This window comes from Rhizobium sp. P1_E6, assembly GCF_056405875.1.
Map to the genome: position 1 here is coordinate 54985 of NZ_JBFUBG010000012.1, position 16455 is coordinate 71439.

Sequence of the window (16455 nt, forward strand, 5' to 3'; positions counted from 1 at the left end):
CCCGCTCGCCCATCACTAAGCAGATCCCACGCGATGGGCGATTCCTTTCCGTTCAACAAGGGTTTGAAAATGATCAAGAAAATGACGATCGCGGCGACCGCGATGCTGCTTTCGGCTCACTATGCCGGCGCCTCCAGCGATGCCGCGTGGAATGCGCTCTTCGCAAAGGTGAACGGCACCTGCATCGGCCAGTCGGGCATGGATACGCCCGAGGCGACCGCTCCTGTTGTCTTCGACGATGCGACGGGCAAGGTCGCCGTGCTGTTGCGCGGCTCGATGGGCAAGGGCAAGAGCAAGGTCAAAAACGTCAACCTGATCTGCCTCTACGACAAGAAGACCGGCAAGGCCTCGATCGAGGAATATCGCTGGCTCGGCCGGTAATGCCTTGCGGCCATCATGCGCGCGCACGATGGCCCGCTGCCTGCAAAAATATGCCGGTCCTGTCGTTGCCCGGCACCAGCCGAATGGCGATTGCGCCCGCCAGCAGGACAAGCAGCACGCCGGCGGTCATCAGGCTCGTCAGAAAACGCCGATAAGCCTTGCGGCTTCGGGTATGGGCAATGATTTCGCGTTCACGCGCCAGATACGTTACGCCGCTGCGGCCGAACATGAGTTTCCTCCTTGGCATTGTCGACAGGGTTGCGGGAGCGAGTCTGACGAAAAGCCCATAGGAAATCGATATTGCTGCGGGGCGGGGAATATAGGAATTGCATCAAGGCCGGCGGGCCAGTGACAGCCCGGATGTCTTTATGGGAAGCCTATGCCGGCGCCCTTCCGTCCCAATCGAAAACATATGCCCGAATGAGTAGCTTTGCCTGGCGCGGATGATCCTTCGTCCGCTCCGACAACGCGAAAGGAAAAGGCGATGTATGGTCGTTGGTGGGCTTATTACATGCAGGCGCGCTTGCGCCATGTGGATCCGTCTCAGCCGTCCTGGAACGCGCAGCGCAGGACCGAGGTGACGTTCGATCATACGGACGATCTCTGGATATTTCTCAGGCTCGCTCTGGTTCTCGCCGTCTTCTTTGCCGGCCTTGCCTGCATCCTCTGGGTCGCGAGCTGACGGGACTGTGAAGCCAATCGAGCTGGATGAGACATCGAGGGGGCGTACCGTTTCGCGAGCGGGACGCCGAGCATTTCCCGGTCGTCGCCCCCTCGAAAAATGGGCCTTTGTGTTTGATATTTAAGACAAGATTTAACAAGCGATTTCAGGGCGGCTCATTTCCGACAAAAATCAGGAAGCTTGCGACGGAGCCACACCTGCCTGGAAAGCATCTAATCGGGCGGCGAGATGCTCGGCTACGAAATCCACAAAGGCCCGAACCTTCGGCGATAATTGGCGATTTGACGGCCAGACGAGCGACAATGAACCAAACGCGACCATGTATGAGGTCAGGGCGGGAACGAGCAATCCGCCGCGGATATGGGCTGCCGCTACATAGACCGGCAGGTGGGCGATTCCCAAACCATCCAGCGCGGCCCGCAAGCCGGCATCCGTATTGTTGAACGTCAGACTCCTCGGCAAGATCAGTTTTTCGTTCGGAGGAGCAAAAGCCCAGGGCGCCAGGCGGCCGCTGGTTGGATATTTGAAATGGACGCAGGCATGCCCGGCAAGGTCGGCCGGCGCGGTTGGCAGCGTATGGCGATCGAAATAGCCGGGACTTCCGCAAACCACAAAATGCTGCTCGCCGAGACGGCGGGCGATCAGACCGGTATCGGCGAGTTCTCCGCTACGAATGGCAACATCCACCCCTTCCGCCACCAGATCGGCGACGCGATCCTCAAAGTCGATATCCAGCTCGATCTCGGGAAATCGTTCCACAAAGGCCGGCAGGATCGGCATCAGGAGGTGATGACCGACGATATGCGCGACGCTGATGCGCAGGCGTCCCCTGGGGCGCTTCCGGCTTTCTATAATGCTTGTCTCTGCATCTTGGAGGTCGTCGATGATGCGCTTGCAGCGTTCGTAAAAGGCTGAACCTTCCTCGGTCAGGCTGATATTGCGCGTCGTTCTGTTGAACAACCGAACGCCGAGCCGTGCTTCGAGGCGAGCGATGGCCTTGCCGATAGCCGATGGAGAAACACCGGCGACGCGGGCGGCCGCGACATAGCTGTGTCGCTCGGCGGCGTGAACGAAGGCGGTAAGACTGCTGAAACTATCCATGATCGCGCCATAAAGGACATTTTGTCCTTTATGTAAGTCCATTTTCCCGAATTGATCAACATTCAAGACAAGATATCGTTTTCTCCACAGGAAGCCCAATTCTGTTTGCTTCCCTTCAGGCGGAGAAAAAGATGAAGTCGATACATAGGAAACGTCAGTGGGCGGGAGCCAATTCATCACTTGCGGTGCTACTGGCCGGAAATTTCGTCACCATCCTTGATCTTTTCATCGTCAACGTGGCGTTGCCGAATATTCAACGGGACTTGCACGCCTCGAATGCCGAGTTGCAGATGATCATGGTCGCTTACAGCGTATCTTACGGCGCCATGCTGCTCAACGGCGCGCGGCTGGGCGACCTCTATGGCCGGCGGCGTATGTTTCTCTCCGGCATGGCAATCTTTGCACTGGCGTCCCTGCTGTGTGGCGTCGCCTTGTCGCCCTGGAGCCTTATTGCCTCACGAGCACTGCAAGGCATCGGCGCAGCCCTGCTGATGCCGCAGGTCTATGCGTCGCTGCGATTATTGTTCGATGGTGACGAGCGTCGGCGGGCCTTTGCCGTGATGGGCGCTGTGCAAGGCGTCGCAGGTGCGGCCTCGCAACTGCTCGGCGGCGGTTTGATGGCACTCGACATTGGCAACCTCGACTGGCGCCTGATCTTCTTTGTCAACCTTCCCATCGCCGCCTACGCCCTCATTGCCGGGAAATGGTTCATTGTTGAAACCAGAGACGCTGCATCGGCAAGGCTCGACCTCATGGGAGCACTACTCGGCGCCTCCGCACTCACGGCAATCCTCCTGCCAGCAATGGTGGGGCAGGAACAACATTGGCCATGGTGGGCGATCATCGGCCTATTGTCGTCTGTGCCTTTGTTCGTCGCCTTCATCACCTATGAAAGCCGCTTGATGCGATGCGGCGGCGTCCCGATCATTGATCCCTCGATTTTCAAGAACGACGGTGTCGCCATCGGCATGTCGGCGTCGTTTCTGTTTTTCTCGGCGATCAGTTCGTTCTCGCTGTCGCTGACGATCTTTTTGCAGGTCGGCCTTGGCCAGACCCCTCTACAGGCGGCCATGCTGTTTTTGCCTTCCACAGTCGCATTCTTCGCCGGCTCCCTGGTTTCGGCCTCTTTAGCGAAACAGTTGCGGCATCAGGCGCCAACACTTGGCATGGGCATCTTCGGCTTCGGCTTGCTGATCGCGGTTATCGACGGCTTTGTCGGGGGACAGAGATGGGCGTTGACTATCTCGGTGATTCTCCAGGGATTCGGTCAGGGAATTATCATTCCGCTTCTGCTCAACATGGTTCTGAGTACCGTAGCAAATTCCGAAGCCGGGATGGCGTCAGGCGTCTTCAGTACGACACAAACGGCAGGTTCGGCTTTCGGCGTGACGATCGTCGGCGTGATCCTGTTCGGCATTAGCGACGGAAGCGGCGGCGGTGTCTATGGGACTGCATTCGCGGTCGCGACACTCTATAATCTGGTCGCCGTTACTCTAGGTCTGTTTCTCTTTCGCGCATTGCAAAGGGGCAACAACGGGTCACGCGCATAGGGCGGGGCCTGCATCCGCTGTATTGAGGCGGCTCTCCGCCGTCACAGGCTGACGGCGGCTTCCACTGGATACCATCAGGCGCTTGGGCTTCAGGTGCGCCCTGCATTCATCTGCCGGCGCGGCCCGAAATAGGGCTGGCGCTCCGTCTCGGTCGCTCGTAGCGAATGGCGCAGCCGCAGCAGGTCCTTGCGGGCGACGAGGCCGCGCAATTGCCCATTTTCCGCGTCGACGATCGGAATGCGGCCGGCATCCGTCGCCAGCATCAGATCGGCGACATAACCGACCGTATCGTCAGGATGGGCTAATGGTAGCGAGCTGTCGGAGACGAGATCGCCGAGCGTCTGGTCGGCAAGCGTACCATCCTGCTGCCAGCGCAGCGCGTCGCCGCGCGAGACCAGCCCCTTCACGATGCCTTTGCCGTCGACGACGGGATAGACGCGGTGGGTCTTCGGCGTCGCGACGAAGAAGCTGGTCGCTTCACCGACCGTCATCTCGGCCGGGAAAGTATCGACTTCCTTGATCATGATGTCGCGGGCGCGAGAAAACTCGAAGGGGTCGATGCCGTATTCGCGGGTGATGTGCTGGCCGCGGCGGGCGATCTTTTCCGTCAGGATGGAGCGGCGCAGCAGCAGCACCGTGACCGCATAAGCGGAGACGGTCGCCGCCAGCAGCGGCAACAGCGCCGAAACGTCGCCTGTCAGTTCCAGGGCGAAGAAGGTGCCCGTCAGCGGCGCGCGCATCGTGCCACCCATCATGGCGGCCATGCCAAGCAGAGCCCAGAAGCCGGGATCGCCGGGAAGGAAAATGCCGACCAGCCAGCCAAGCGCGCCGCCGAAGATCAAAAGCGGCGCAAGCACGCCGCCCGAGGTGCCCGAGGACAGGGCAATCAGCCAGATCGCCGCCTTGACCAGCAGGATCGTCAGCACGGCGGCCGGCAGGATTGAGCTGTTCAGCAGGCCGTCGATGATATCGTAGCCAACGCCGAGCGCGCGCGGCTCGATCAGGCCGCCGAGGCCGATGAAGAGACCGCCGAGAGCCGGGCACCACATCCAGTGGATCGGCAGGGCCTCGAAGAGATCCTCGATCTTATAGAGCAGCGTCGTGAGGATACCGGATTGCAGGCCGGCGATGATGCCGACAGCGGCGCAGAGCAGGATGCCCCACCAGGGCAGGTCCATATTGAATTGCTTCGGGAACAGCGGGCCGGCCTGAAACAGGAAGGGACGCCAGCAGACCGACACGCAGGCGGCGACAGCAACCGGGATAAAGCTTCGCGGCTTCCATTCGAACAGCAGCAGTTCGACGGCAAGCATGATGGCGGCGATCGGCGAGCCGAAGATCGCGGTCATGCCGGCGGCCGCACCTGCGACCAGCAGCGTCTTGCGCTCGGCCGAACTCAGATGGAAACACTGGGCAAAGAGCGAGCCGATCGCGCCGCCCGTCATGATGATCGGGCCTTCGGCGCCGAAGGGACCGCCGGTGCCGATCGAGATCGCCGATGAGAGCGGCTTGAGGATCGCCACCTTCGGCGACATGCGGCTGCCGCCGATCAGGATCGCCTCGATCGCTTCGGGAATGCCGTGGCCGCGGATCTTTTCGGAGCCGAAGCGGGCCATCAGGCCGATGACGATGCCGCCGATAACCGGGACCAGCACCATCCAGACGGAGCGCGGCGCCTGAGCCATCGAGACGGCAGCAATGCTGAAGCGGTGAAACCAGACGAGGTTCGTCACCAGCGAGATGAGGCTGACCAGAACCCAGGCGGCAAATGCGCCGCCCGTGCCGACGATCAGCGCCATGCCGACGAGGGCGAGAACGCGCTTGTCCGTGGTGAAATCCCCGGCCTCGCGCCGGGAGAGGCCACCCATGAAGTCATGGGGGCGATGTGCGTTTTTTTGGGGAGGCATTGCAGGTCCTGTTGACGGCTTCGTTCTTGACGCAAATATATCGTAGTACGATATAAATCAACAGCCAAAACCAGGAGCTGGAATCATGCCGAACAAAGACCGCGCTCTATCCGAAATCGAATATGAAGCGCTCGCCAACCTGAGATACAGGATCCGCAAATTTCGCCAGTTCAGCGGGAAGGCAGCCGAAAAACTCGGCTTGACGCGACAGCAGCATCAGGCGCTGCTGGCCATCAAGGGGTTGGGCATCGGGGGGCGCATGACCCTGTCCGATCTCTCGGACAAGCTTTTTCTGACGCCGGATAAAGCAGCCGAACTGGCGGCTTCGCTGCAGGAGGCCGGCCATGTCAGCATCGATGTCAGACAGAAGCGCCGGCCAGCCGTCCTGTTGACAGCACAGGCAGAAGAGCTATTGCACCGTCTGACGCCCGCCCATCTCTACGAGATCCGCGAGATGGCGCCGGAACTGATGCAGGCGCTGCGCATGCTTGGGGATCACCGGCAGATGGAAGTGGCCGCATGGATGCAATGAGCGGATGAAGCGCCCTGGGGGACGCATGGTGAAAACGCCTGACAATGACCTGACGGATGCCGATTACGAGGCGCTGTCCAACCTGCGCTATACGCTGCGCCGCTTCATGGATTTCAGCGCTTCGGCCGCGCTGGAAGAGGGGCTGCCGGCACAGCAGCATCAGGCGCTGCTGGCGATCCGCGGCCATCGCAGCGTGGATGCGATGACGATCGGCCTGCTTGCCGAGCGCCTGCTGATTGCGCCGCATTCGGCAACCGAACTCGTCGGCCGGCTGGTTGCTGCCGGCTATGTCTCGCGCCGGACAGACCCGGCCGACAAGCGGCGGCAGACACTGGAGCTGACGGAAAAGGCTGATGATGCGCTGAAGCGGCTCACCGCCATTCATCTGACGGAAATCCGGGAGATGGCGCCGCAGCTTATCAACATGCTGCAGAGCCTGCAGAAAGGCGACAGCCCCAAGAACGATCCCTGGCCGAGCTGACAGGCAATCAGATCCGCCTGTTGGTGGCCTGCTTCAAGTGGTGGCGAATGCCGTGGCCGGCAAGCGGCTCGTCGGCGAAGCGGCCAATGACATGCAGATGGGCATGCTGGACGGTCTGTCCCGCAACCTCGCCGACATTCCAGCCGATATTGTAGCCGTGCGGTTCGGATCTATCTAGATGGGCGCGCGCATTCTCCAGAAGGTCGAAAGTGTCGAACCATTCCTCTGATGTCAGGTCGAAGGGCGTTGCGACATGCCGGAACGGTATGATGATACCGGAGCATTGCAGCACCTGATCGGTCGTTTCGAGGAAATAGCAGCTGTTGTTGGAAAAGAGCGGCGGGGCTTTTTCCGTACGGTTTGCGGCACAGAAGGGGCACATGGGCATCATTCCTGACCATATCAAGTCATTGCTACGGGCAGGCAATAGCGCGCGGTAGCGAAGGATATGTGACAGGCTGATATCAAGGGCCTGAGGGAAAGCCCGGACCGTTAACGCGGCCGTTTACGCCCAGTGTTTACCGTAACGTACTTCCGCGATCATGGAATTTGACAAAACATTCGCGTGCAGGTTTCATCTCAAGGAGAGAATTCGATGAAAGACGTCGACATTCAAAAGCAGGATGACCCGATCGTGCCCGTCAGCCGCCGCGATCTTCTGCTGGGCGGCACGTCGCTGGCTCTCACGGCTCTCGCCGTATCGGCCGCAACCGGACAGGCTGCCGCACAGACGCAGCAGGCGACGCCGGCACAGGGTGGCGCTTCGGGAAAGCCACCGAACATTCTCGTCATCTTCGGCGACRATATCGGCATTCCGCAGATCAGCGCATACACGATGGGCCTGATGGGTTACCGCACGCCGAATATCGACCGTATCGCCAGGGAAGGGGCGATCTTCACGGATTCCTATGGGCAGCAGAGCTGCACGGCGGGGCGTGCTTCCTTCATCCTCGGGCAGGAGCCATTCCGCACCGGCCTTCTCACGATCGGCATGCCGGGCGATCCGCACGGCATCCAGGACTGGATGCCGACGATCGCCGACGTGATGAAGACGAGGGGATATGCGACCGGCCAGTTCGGCAAGAACCATCTTGGCGACCAGGACCAGCACCTGCCCACCAAACACGGCTTCGACGAGTTCTTCGGCAATCTCTATCACCTGAATGCCGAGGAAGAGCCGGAAGGCTATTTCTACCCGAAGGACCCGGCCTTCCGCCGGCAGTTCGGCCCGCGCGGCGTGATCAAGTCTAGTGCCGATGGGAAGATCGAAGATACCGGCGCGCTCAACACGAAGCGGATGGAAACGGTCGACGAGGAATTTCTCGGCGCCGCCAAGGATTTCATCGATCGGCAGGCAAAAGCGGAGAAACCTTTCTTCGTCTGGTTCAACGCAACACGTATGCACATCTTCACCCATCTGAAGCCAGACTCTCTCGGCAAGACGGGCAAAGGCATTCATGCCGACGGTATGGTGGAGCATGACGGCCATGTCGGCCAGCTGCTCGATCAACTGGATCAGCTCGGGATCGCCGACAACACGATCGTTCTCTACACCACCGACAATGGGGCCGAGATTGCCCTGTGGCCGGATGGGGCGATGACACCTTTCCACGGCGAAAAGGGTACGACCTGGGAAGGCGGCTTCCGCATTCCGATGATGGTGCGCTGGCCGGGTGTCGTGAAGCCCGGAACCGAGGTCAACGATATCGTCACGCTGATGGACTGGATGCCGACCTTCGCGGCTGCCGCCGGCATGGACGATCTGAAGGAGCAGATGAAGGCCGGTTTCACGTCGGGCGCCAAAAACTTCAAGGTGCATCTCGACGGTTATAACCTGCTGCCGATGCTGAAGGGCGAAGTCAAAGCCGGACCGCGTGATTCCGTCTATTATTTCGACCAAGGCGGCAATCTCAACGCCATCAGGTGGAACGACTGGAAGCTCAGCTTTGCGATCAACAGCGAAGGCAATATCGCCACCGCGACGCGCGAGGTGCCGGCCTGGGCCAACATCGCCAACCTGCGCATGGATCCATATGAGCGCGGAATGAAGGAGGGTGGCGGCGCTGTCGACTTCCTTGCCCGCAATATGTGGCTGCTCGTGCCGGTGCAGGCGAAGATCAAGGACTTCTTCTCCGATTTCGATCAGTACCCCTATCAGGAGGGCAGTTCGCTGAATGCGAGCGGCATCAATTACAGCCTGCTGCGTCAGCAGGCGGCCCTGAAACGGCTGAACGATCTGGAGCGGCTGGCGCCGCAATAGTCCTCCCGAGACCGTCGCGGGAGTGCAGCCGGAGCTGCCGCGACGGAAGAGATCAAAACCGCAGCGATACAAATGCGTTCATCGCCGATGCTGGGGAGGCCTCGATGAGCTCGTTTTTGAAGATATTGTTCGTCCTCGTTCTGGCCGCCGTGTCGCTGGGGACAAGGCCGGCTTCGGCCGAGACCCCGGCGCCGGTGCAGAAGCCTGATCTTATCGACAAGCACGTGATCGATCTCGGCAAGATGAAAGAACGCCGCATCGTGCGCGTGCTCGTGCCCTACAGCAAGACGATCTATTTCGTCGACAAGGGCCGCCAGTATGGCACGGCGGTGCAGTTCGGGCTGGAGCTCGAAAAGGTCCTCAACAAGAACAGCAAGAAGCAGATCGACCGCGTCAACATCGTCTTCGTGCCGATGGCGCGCGACAGGCTGCTCGACGCGCTGAACGAGGGCTATGGCGATATCGTCATGGCCAACCTGACGATCACCGACGAGCGGCTGAAGCAGGTGGATTTCGCCGATCCGCTTTATGAAAATGCCGAGGAGGTGCTGGTCGCCGCTCCCAACAGCCCGGCGATCGCCAGCCTCGACGATCTCTCGGGCCAGCATATCGCGGTGCGCGCCTCCAGCAGCTATTACGAGCATCTTCTGGTCCGCAACAAGGAGTTGACCGCAGCAGGAAAACCCGAGATCGGCATCCATGTGATGGATGAAAGCCTCGAAGACGAGGACCTGATGGAGATGGTCAATGCCGAGCTTCTGCCGTTCACGGTCGTCGACGCCTACAAGGGGAATATCTGGTCGCATGTCTTTGCCGACATGAAGGTGCGCCAGGATATCGTGCTGTCCTCCGAGGGCAAGATCGCCTGGGCGATCCGCAAGAACAGCCCGGAGCTGAAGGCGGAACTGAACGCCTTCGTCGCGACGCACAAGGTCGGCACGACTTTCGGCAATATCCTGCGCAACACCTTTTACAAGCAGGACAAGATCATCAAGCGCGCCTATTCGCCCTCCGACGTCGCCCGCTTCCAGACGCTGGTGGAGATCTTCCGCAAATACGGCGGCAGCTATTCCTTCGACTATCTGATGCTGATGGCGCAGGGCTATCAGGAATCGCAGCTCGACCAGTCACGTCGCTCGCCGCGCGGCGCCGTCGGCATCATGCAGATGCTGCCTTCGACGGCGAAGGACAAGGTGATCGGCATCAGCGGCATCGACAAGGACCCTGATCGCAATGTCGAGGCGGGCGCCAAATATCTGCGCCACCTGATCGACACCTATATCGACGATGACGGTCTGGACGCCAAAGACCGGCAGCTTTTCGCCTTCGCCGCCTATAATGCCGGGCCTGGCAACCTGCACAAGTTTCGCGACAAGGCAAAGGCGATGGGCCTCGACCCCAATGTCTGGTTCGGCAATGTGGAGAATGCCGCCTCCGAGATCGTCGGGCGGGAAACCGTTCAATATGTCAGCAACATCTATAAATATTACGTGGCCTATTCGCTGCTCGTGGCGCGCATGGGGGAGCGGACAAATGCTGGCCAGCCTGTCCAGAAATAACCGTGCCGCCGGCTGTTGGAATCAGCAGCACGGTGGGTCTCTTCCTTAGGGTTTGCGCGTGAAGACGCCGAGATTGTAGAGCTGGACGCGCCTGTTATCGGCGGCCTCCGATTTCGAGCCCTCGATCGGGAAATATTCGCCGACCCCGACCGCATAGAGACGCCCGGCATCGACGGCGAAGGTGGTCGAGAGAATCTCCTTGATCGCCTCGGCCCGCTGCTGGCTGAGGTCGAGATTATGCTGGTCAGTGCCGGTCGAACTCGTATGGCCGACGACGAGGAACTTGTAGGCCCAGAGGTTCGGGTGGTGCAGTGCATCGGCGATCATACCGAGCGTGCGGTAGGATTCGGGCTCGATGGCAACGGAATCATTAGCAAAGGCGATCTCGACCACCATCTGGGGCAGGCGCGCGACCTTGCTCCAGTTCGGCAGGCCGGACATCTGTTTTCCGGACCCGTTCATGGCCTCCTGCCTGAGCAGTTCGACATCGACGATGGGCGCTGCCCCCTGCAGCTTGCCGAGCCCGTTGATAATGCGTTGTTCGGAGACCTGCTGTGCGAGCGCAAGCGCAGGGACGAGGAAGGCGGCGGCAAGGCCGGCGAGGGCGGTTTTTCTCATCGTCATGACCTTACCTCCAGCCCGCATCTGATATCGTCTGGCTGCATTGATTGCTGACCGTTTTTGTCTTGCCGGCGAGGCATGCAAGAATGTAGCCGTCGCCCTTCACGCCGTTGCAGCGCCGCGCCATGTCGGTGGCGCAGACCTTTTTATATGAGGACTGCGCCTGTTCGCGCTTCTGGATCGATGCCGCCACGCTCGCAAGTGTGGTTGTGCAGGTCGGCGATACCTTGGCGGAGTTCTGCGCGAGGCAATCGGCAATCCTGTTATTGCCGAGATTCATCCCCTTGCAGAACTTCCTGATATCGGCACCGCAATCTTTCGCGAGCACCGTGATCGCGTCGGCATAGCTGATGGTGTCGGCCTTTGCGGCACCCGTCCAGGCAATGGCGGCGATCGCCGCCGCACCAATCAGTTTCGGTCCTTTCCGCATGCCGCAAGCCCTCCTGCTGCGGCCGCCGGAATGGCGTCCCCTCGAGGCTTATTGAATGCAGATCGGGCGAGTTCGGATAAGTACGTTACCGTAAATCAGACCCGTAAATTCGGGGTAGTTACACGCTGGCCCGCCGATAGAGTGCCAACGAGCCGGCAAGCGTCAGCAAAGCGCCGCCACAGATACGGTCGAGCCAGAGCGCGCCCGACTTCCGCAACAGCCGGACGGCCTGCGAGCCGAGCAATGCGTAGCCGAACATGACCATGAAATCGATGGCGGCAAAGACGAGGGCGAGCATGGCATATTGCTCGACCTGCGGACCGGCGGGATCGATGAATTGCGGCAGGAAGGCCGAGAAGAACAGGTAGCCCTTGGGGTTGGTGACGGCGACGAGAAAGCTCTTCAGGAAAATCGTCACCGGCGAAGCGGACGCATTGCCGCTTTCAGAGCGCAGCGAAACATCCAGCGTCCCCTTGGAGCGCAGCAGCATGACACCCAGGAAGGCGAGGTAGCAGACACCCACCCATTTAACGACGGTGAACCAGAATTCCGAGGCGGCGAGCAGGGCACCAAGACCCAGTGCGACTGCGCCGATCAGCACGAAGTCGGACATGACTGCGCCGATCATGCCCGATATCGCCCGGCGCACCCCGAATTTCGAGCCGTTCGTCAGGGCCAGAAGCACGGTCGGGCCGGGTGTAGCGATGCCGATGAATGCCACAAGCGCAAATGCAAGAACGGTCATCTCAGTCATATCGTCCTCCTCCGTGTCAGGAATCGAGTTATGGCATTCACCTGACATTTGCGGAAGGGCCTTCAATGAAAGCCAATATCCTGCTCCGGATCAAAGCACAGATCCATGTATCCTGACCATTTACGGCGCCGTTTACTGTAACTTACTTCCGGAGATTCGCCCCGTATGTTTCGCTTTGATCGCTCAGCAAGTCCTCAGTACCTTCGCTATCCTGGCCTTGCCAAAGATGCGTCGGCATCAATCGAGGCCCTGCCGGGTTTTTCATTTCGTTCCGGGGGAAACGCACATGACAATCCAGTTTGGGATCAGACGCCTGTTGCGAACGCCTATCTCGTTCGCTTTCCTGGCAATTGCTTCGATGGCCATTTCGGCCCCCTCTGAGGCCGGGGCCGCTTCCCTGACCGAAGAGGAAGCGCGTGAGATCGGCATCGAAGCCTATGTCTATTTTTATCCGTTGATATCGATGGATATCACGCGCAAGCAGCTGACCAACATGGAACCGAAGGAGGGAGCGATTGGCGGTCCGGCCAACCGCTTCGCCAATGTCCGCGCATTTCCGGCGGCGGACATGAAGGCCGTAGTCCGGCCGAATTTCGATACGCTCTATTCGAGCGGCTGGCTTGATCTCACGAAGGAGCCGGTGGTGGTTACCGCACCGGATACCGGCGGTCGCTATTACCTCCTGCCGATGCTGGACATGTGGACGGATGTGTTTGCCGCGCCGGGTTGGCGAACGACCGGAACGTCAGCCGGAAACTTCTTGATTGCCTCGCCCGGATGGAGGCCCGAGCTTCACGATACGTTCGGCGAATTCAAGCTGCCTGATGGGACTGAACGGATCGATGCTCCGACGCCCTATGTCTGGATCATCGGCCGCACCAAAACCGATGGCCCTGACGACTACGATGCCGTTCACAAGGTCCAGGACGGCTACAAGATCACCCCGCTGTCGCAGTGGGGCAAAGACGCCAAGCCGGCCGCGGTCAAGGTAGACCCTTCCGTCGACATGAAGACGCCGCCGAAGACGCAGGCCGATACGGCTTCGGCGGAAGACTATTTCGCTTACTCTGCCGAACTCCTGAAACTTCATCCGCCGCACAGCACCGATCAGCCGATCATTGCCCGCATGAAGCGGATCGGCATCGAGCCCGGCAAGAGCTTCGATCTTTCCAAGGCCGATCCTGTCGTCCAGAAAGCGCTGAAGACGGCGCCGCAGGATGCGCAAGCGCTCATGGGCTGGAAGCTGAAGACGTTGGCACGCGTGGTCAATGGCTGGTCGATGAATACGGACACGATGGGCGTTTATGGCAATTACTACCTGAAACGCGCGATCATAGCGCAACAGGGGCTTGGCGCCAATCTGCCTGAAGACGCCATCTATCCGCTGAATCTTGCGGATGAAACCGGCAACCCGCTGGACGGGCGAAGCAATTACACGATCCACTTCGAAAAGGAGAACATTCCACCAGTCAACGCTTTCTGGTCGGTCACCCTCTATGACAGTGACGGCTTCCAGGTCGCCAACCCGCTCAACCGTTTCGCGGTCAGCAGCTGGATGCCGTTCCAGTTCAACGCGGACGGCTCGCTCGACCTCTATTTCCAGACGGAAAGCCCCGGCAAGGACAAGGAATGGAACTGGCTGCCGGCGCCGAACGGCCCGTATAATCTGACGATGAGGCTCTATGCGCCGAAGGGTAGCGCGCTGATCGGCAAGTGGAACCCGCCACCGGTGACGCGTGCGGCTCCGGCGGCTCCGCTCGCTGCTCAGTGACAAGGCCAAATGCATCGGAGGCTTGGCGGTGCGCGCCATGAACCATGGCGCGCACCACCGAGCCTTTCTTTTCCATCGATAGTTCGTTCCGCATCGAAGCATTTCGCGGCCGCAGCCATTAAACAGGCGGTCGGTTTTGAACGTCAGGGAATGCGACTGTGATGGAAAAGACGACGACGCTGACAACGGAACTGGCGCTGCTCCTGGCGCTTTCGACGCTGTGGGGAGCCTCCTACACTTTCATCAAGATCGGCGTCGAAACCATTCCACCGGTCACGCTGGTGGCAGCACGGACATTCATCGCCGGCGGGCTGCTTCTCGCCATCATCGGCTGGCGTGGCCTCAAGCTGCCCCGCGACCGAAAGACATGGGTCTACTTTCTGTTTCAAGCCTGCCTCAACAGCGTCTTGCCCTTTACGCTGATCGCCTGGGCCGAACGAACGACCGATGCCGGTCTTGCCGCAATCCTGAATTCCACGACGCCGATCTTTGCCTTTCTGATCACGGCGCTGATCACCCGGCATGAAGCGCTCACAGCCCGCAAGCTTTTCGGCGTGTCGGCGGGATTGATCGGAACTGCCCTGATCATCGGCGTCGGTGCGCTCGGCAGCATCGGACAGGCACTCTGGGCTCAGCTTGCGATCGTCACCGCCACGATCTGCTATGCGGGTGCCGCGGTCTTCGGGCGGAATTTCAGAGGGCTCGACCCAATGATGCCGGCTGCCGGCTCGCTGATATCAGGCGCGGTGATTCTCCTCCCGGTCAGCGTCATCGTCGATCATCCCTGGACGTTGCAGCCGAGCCTCCATTCGCTGCAGGCGCTCCTTGCGCTCTCCGTCTTCTCGACCGCGCTCGCCTTCGTGATCTATTTCCGTCTCGTGCAGACGCTCGGTTCGGTGGGTGCCACGGCCCAGGCCTATCTGAGGGTCCCGATCGGCGTTGCGATCGGTGTGATCTTCCTCGGCGAAACGCTGTCTTCCACGGCAGGCCTYGGTCTTGCCTGCGTCATGGCCGGTGTCATCGCGATGACGCTGCCCACACGAAGGCGGTTCCGTCAGGCTGCCTGATCCGCGCCTCCAGGACCACAAGATCTGCAACGGTTTATTCGACTGACATCGAAAATCACCTGTTGTCATCGTGCCGTCATTGATGATGAGGATACGGGTCGGCACAATGGGGGATATTGGCGTGGATGCGAAGGAAATGACTGAGGAGCAGACGGCTGTTCCATCGGCAGGCACGCCTGCGGAGGTCTTCGGCGCCTTCCTGAAGCTTGGCCTCACCTCGTTCGGCGGACCGATCGCGCATCTCGGCTATTTCCGCGACGAGCTCGTCACGCGGCGCAAATGGATCGACGAGAAGGGCTATGCCGATCTCGTCRCCCTCTGTCAGTTCCTTCCCGGTCCTGCATCGAGCCAGGTCGGCTTTGCCATGGGCCTGCTGCGCGGCGGGCCACTGGGGGCGCTTGCAGCGTGGAGCGCATTCACGCTCCCATCCGCGCTGATCCTGTTCATCTTCGCAACCGCCGCCACCGCGCTCGACAATCCTCTCGGGCAGGGTCTGCTGCACGGATTGAAGCTCGTTGCCGTCGCTGTCGTTGCACAAGCCGTCTGGGGCATGGCCCGATCGCTGACACCCGACAGGCCGCGCGCCGGCATCGCGCTGGCCGCCATTTTCATCGTGATATCAGCGGGGGCGCTCGGTCAGCTCGCAGCCATCGTCCTGGGTGCCGTTTCAGGGCTCGCCCTTTGTCGTGGGGCCGCGGTCGAGCAACGGACAGATTTTTCGTTCGGAATATCGAGATCTGCTGGCGTCACCTGTCTGCTGGCGTTCCTGCTCCTGCTGTTCGGTTTGCCGCTCATCGTTTCCATCATGGATTCGCAAGGGCTGCGCCTTTTCGATGCCTTCTATCGCTCGGGTGCTCTGGTGTTCGGTGGCGGACATGTCGTCCTGCCGCTGCTCGAGACGGAGGTGGTGCGGCCGGGCTGGGTTTCGGAAAACGCGTTTCTTGCCGGTTATGGTGTTGCGCAGGCGGTGCCCGGTCCGCTCTTCACGTTTTCCGCCTATCTCGGGGCGGTGACAGGTCCGTCTCCCAATGGTGTCACAGGCGCAGCCATCTCTCTGGTCGCCATCTTTCTGCCGGGCTTTCTGCTGCTGCTCGGCACCCTGCCTTTCTGGGACAGGCTCAGCACCTATCCGCTGGCGCAGGCGGCCATGCGTGGCGCAAACGCGGCTGTGGTCGGCGTCTTAGGTACGGCCCTCTACAATCCGGTATGGACAAGCGCGGTCCTCACATCGGCCGATTTTGCCCTTGCCCTGTCCGGCTTCCTGCTGCTGGTGGTCTGGAAGGCGCCGCCATGGATCGTCGTGGTGCTGATGGCAACGAGTGCGATCCTGCTGCAGCTTTCCGCCTGAACCGTATCGGG

The 16455-nt window shown here is 60.4% G+C and carries 17 protein-coding genes; 10 read left to right on the forward strand and 7 right to left on the reverse strand.

Translation table 11 applies throughout. The features are described from left to right. Positions 1-69 precede the first annotated feature (69 nt). On the forward strand, positions 70-381 hold the full coding sequence (locus tag AC1D35_RS09250; protein ID WP_113301137.1) for a hypothetical protein: 312 nt from the start codon (positions 70-72) through the stop codon (positions 379-381). Positions 382-394: 13 nt separating this feature from the next. On the opposite strand, the gene AC1D35_RS09255 is transcribed toward AC1D35_RS09250, so the two are convergent. Then, positions 395-610 carry a hypothetical protein gene (locus AC1D35_RS09255; protein WP_477938534.1) on the reverse strand — a complete coding sequence of 72 codons (216 nt, stop codon included), beginning with the start codon at positions 608-610 and terminating at the stop codon, positions 395-397. Positions 611-865: 255 nt separating this feature from the next. Between AC1D35_RS09255 and AC1D35_RS09260 the strand changes: the two genes are divergently transcribed. Next, positions 866-1063, forward strand: coding sequence for a hypothetical protein (locus AC1D35_RS09260; protein ID WP_113308353.1), 198 nt, complete (start codon positions 866-868; stop codon positions 1061-1063). A gap of 171 nt (positions 1064-1234) precedes the next feature. On the opposite strand, the gene AC1D35_RS09265 is transcribed toward AC1D35_RS09260, so the two are convergent. Further along, entirely contained in the window at positions 1235-2164 is a 930-nt protein-coding gene (locus tag AC1D35_RS09265; protein WP_113308405.1) for a LysR family transcriptional regulator, read from the reverse strand. A gap of 131 nt (positions 2165-2295) precedes the next feature. Here AC1D35_RS09265 and AC1D35_RS09270 point away from each other — a divergent pair, with 131 nt between their 5' ends. Then, on the forward strand, positions 2296-3714 hold the full coding sequence (locus tag AC1D35_RS09270; RefSeq protein WP_477938535.1) for an MFS transporter: 1419 nt from the start codon (positions 2296-2298) through the stop codon (positions 3712-3714). Between the two features lie 89 nt (positions 3715-3803). Here AC1D35_RS09270 and AC1D35_RS09275 read toward each other — a convergent pair whose 3' ends face one another. Further along, on the reverse strand, positions 3804-5621 hold the full coding sequence (locus AC1D35_RS09275; RefSeq protein ID WP_113308351.1) for a chloride channel protein: 1818 nt from the start codon (positions 5619-5621) through the stop codon (positions 3804-3806). Positions 5622-5706: 85 nt separating this feature from the next. Here AC1D35_RS09275 and AC1D35_RS09280 point away from each other — a divergent pair, with 85 nt between their 5' ends. Together AC1D35_RS09280 and AC1D35_RS09285 are read left to right on the forward strand one after the other, a co-directional pair. Further along, a complete protein-coding gene (locus AC1D35_RS09280; protein ID WP_113308350.1) occupies positions 5707-6153 on the forward strand; it encodes a MarR family transcriptional regulator in 447 nt (148 codons plus the stop codon). A gap of 25 nt (positions 6154-6178) precedes the next feature. Then, positions 6179-6634, forward strand: coding sequence for a MarR family winged helix-turn-helix transcriptional regulator (locus AC1D35_RS09285; protein WP_113308349.1), 456 nt, complete (start codon positions 6179-6181; stop codon positions 6632-6634). Between the two features lie 7 nt (positions 6635-6641). On the opposite strand, the gene AC1D35_RS09290 is transcribed toward AC1D35_RS09285, so the two are convergent. Beyond that, positions 6642-7016 carry an HIT domain-containing protein gene (locus tag AC1D35_RS09290; RefSeq protein WP_113308348.1) on the reverse strand — a complete coding sequence of 125 codons (375 nt, stop codon included), beginning with the start codon at positions 7014-7016 and terminating at the stop codon, positions 6642-6644. 213 nt (positions 7017-7229) lie between these two features. On the opposite strand from AC1D35_RS09290, the gene AC1D35_RS09295 reads away from it, so the two are divergent. Further along, positions 7230-8894 (forward strand): arylsulfatase, encoded by a 1665-nt coding sequence (locus tag AC1D35_RS09295; protein ID WP_477938536.1) that lies wholly within the window; start codon positions 7230-7232, stop codon positions 8892-8894. 104 nt (positions 8895-8998) lie between these two features. Next, positions 8999-10453 (forward strand): MltF family protein, encoded by a 1455-nt coding sequence (locus AC1D35_RS09300; protein WP_477938537.1) that lies wholly within the window; start codon positions 8999-9001, stop codon positions 10451-10453. Positions 10454-10498: 45 nt separating this feature from the next. Here AC1D35_RS09300 and AC1D35_RS09305 read toward each other — a convergent pair whose 3' ends face one another. The 3 genes from AC1D35_RS09305 to AC1D35_RS09315 all read right to left on the reverse strand — a co-directional run bounded on the left by AC1D35_RS09305 (position 10499) and on the right by AC1D35_RS09315 (position 12258). Further along, entirely contained in the window at positions 10499-11071 is a 573-nt protein-coding gene (locus AC1D35_RS09305) for an OmpA family protein (protein ID WP_477855318.1), read from the reverse strand. Between the two features lie 10 nt (positions 11072-11081). After that, on the reverse strand, positions 11082-11504 hold the full coding sequence (locus AC1D35_RS09310) for a hypothetical protein (RefSeq protein WP_113308346.1): 423 nt from the start codon (positions 11502-11504) through the stop codon (positions 11082-11084). Between the two features lie 118 nt (positions 11505-11622). Then, positions 11623-12258 (reverse strand): LysE family translocator, encoded by a 636-nt coding sequence (locus AC1D35_RS09315; protein ID WP_113308345.1) that lies wholly within the window; start codon positions 12256-12258, stop codon positions 11623-11625. 286 nt (positions 12259-12544) lie between these two features. Here AC1D35_RS09315 and AC1D35_RS09320 point away from each other — a divergent pair, with 286 nt between their 5' ends. From AC1D35_RS09320 to chrA, 3 genes are all read left to right on the forward strand, one after another. Next, positions 12545-14029 (forward strand): DUF1254 domain-containing protein, encoded by a 1485-nt coding sequence (locus tag AC1D35_RS09320; protein WP_477855299.1) that lies wholly within the window; start codon positions 12545-12547, stop codon positions 14027-14029. Between the two features lie 161 nt (positions 14030-14190). Further along, positions 14191-15096, forward strand: coding sequence for an EamA family transporter (locus AC1D35_RS09325; RefSeq protein ID WP_113308343.1), 906 nt, complete (start codon positions 14191-14193; stop codon positions 15094-15096). Between the two features lie 136 nt (positions 15097-15232). Continuing rightward, positions 15233-16444 (forward strand): chromate efflux transporter, encoded by a 1212-nt coding sequence (gene chrA, locus AC1D35_RS09330; RefSeq protein ID WP_477938545.1) that lies wholly within the window; start codon positions 15233-15235, stop codon positions 16442-16444. The last annotated feature ends 11 nt before the right edge of the window (positions 16445-16455 follow it).

Excerpts from the sequence above, each read along its gene's own strand:
- AC1D35_RS09250 (WP_113301137.1), top strand. The coding sequence starts at position 70 with ATGATCAAGAAAATGACGATCGCGGCGACCGCGATGCTGCTTTCGGCT.
- AC1D35_RS09255 (WP_477938534.1), bottom strand. The coding sequence starts at position 610 with ATGTTCGGCCGCAGCGGCGTAACGTATCTGGCGCGTGAACGCGAAATC.
- AC1D35_RS09260 (WP_113308353.1), top strand. The coding sequence starts at position 866 with ATGTATGGTCGTTGGTGGGCTTATTACATGCAGGCGCGCTTGCGCCAT.
- AC1D35_RS09265 (WP_113308405.1), bottom strand. The coding sequence starts at position 2,164 with ATGGATAGTTTCAGCAGTCTTACCGCCTTCGTTCACGCCGCCGAGCGA.
- AC1D35_RS09270 (WP_477938535.1), top strand. The coding sequence starts at position 2,296 with ATGAAGTCGATACATAGGAAACGTCAGTGGGCGGGAGCCAATTCATCA.
- AC1D35_RS09275 (WP_113308351.1), bottom strand. The coding sequence starts at position 5,621 with ATGCCTCCCCAAAAAAACGCACATCGCCCCCATGACTTCATGGGTGGC.
- AC1D35_RS09280 (WP_113308350.1), top strand. The coding sequence starts at position 5,707 with ATGCCGAACAAAGACCGCGCTCTATCCGAAATCGAATATGAAGCGCTC.
- AC1D35_RS09285 (WP_113308349.1), top strand. The coding sequence starts at position 6,179 with ATGGTGAAAACGCCTGACAATGACCTGACGGATGCCGATTACGAGGCG.
- AC1D35_RS09290 (WP_113308348.1), bottom strand. The coding sequence starts at position 7,016 with ATGTGCCCCTTCTGTGCCGCAAACCGTACGGAAAAAGCCCCGCCGCTC.
- AC1D35_RS09300 (WP_477938537.1), top strand. The coding sequence starts at position 8,999 with ATGAGCTCGTTTTTGAAGATATTGTTCGTCCTCGTTCTGGCCGCCGTG.
- AC1D35_RS09305 (WP_477855318.1), bottom strand. The coding sequence starts at position 11,071 with ATGAGAAAAACCGCCCTCGCCGGCCTTGCCGCCGCCTTCCTCGTCCCT.
- AC1D35_RS09310 (WP_113308346.1), bottom strand. The coding sequence starts at position 11,504 with ATGCGGAAAGGACCGAAACTGATTGGTGCGGCGGCGATCGCCGCCATT.
- AC1D35_RS09315 (WP_113308345.1), bottom strand. The coding sequence starts at position 12,258 with ATGACTGAGATGACCGTTCTTGCATTTGCGCTTGTGGCATTCATCGGC.
- AC1D35_RS09320 (WP_477855299.1), top strand. The coding sequence starts at position 12,545 with ATGACAATCCAGTTTGGGATCAGACGCCTGTTGCGAACGCCTATCTCG.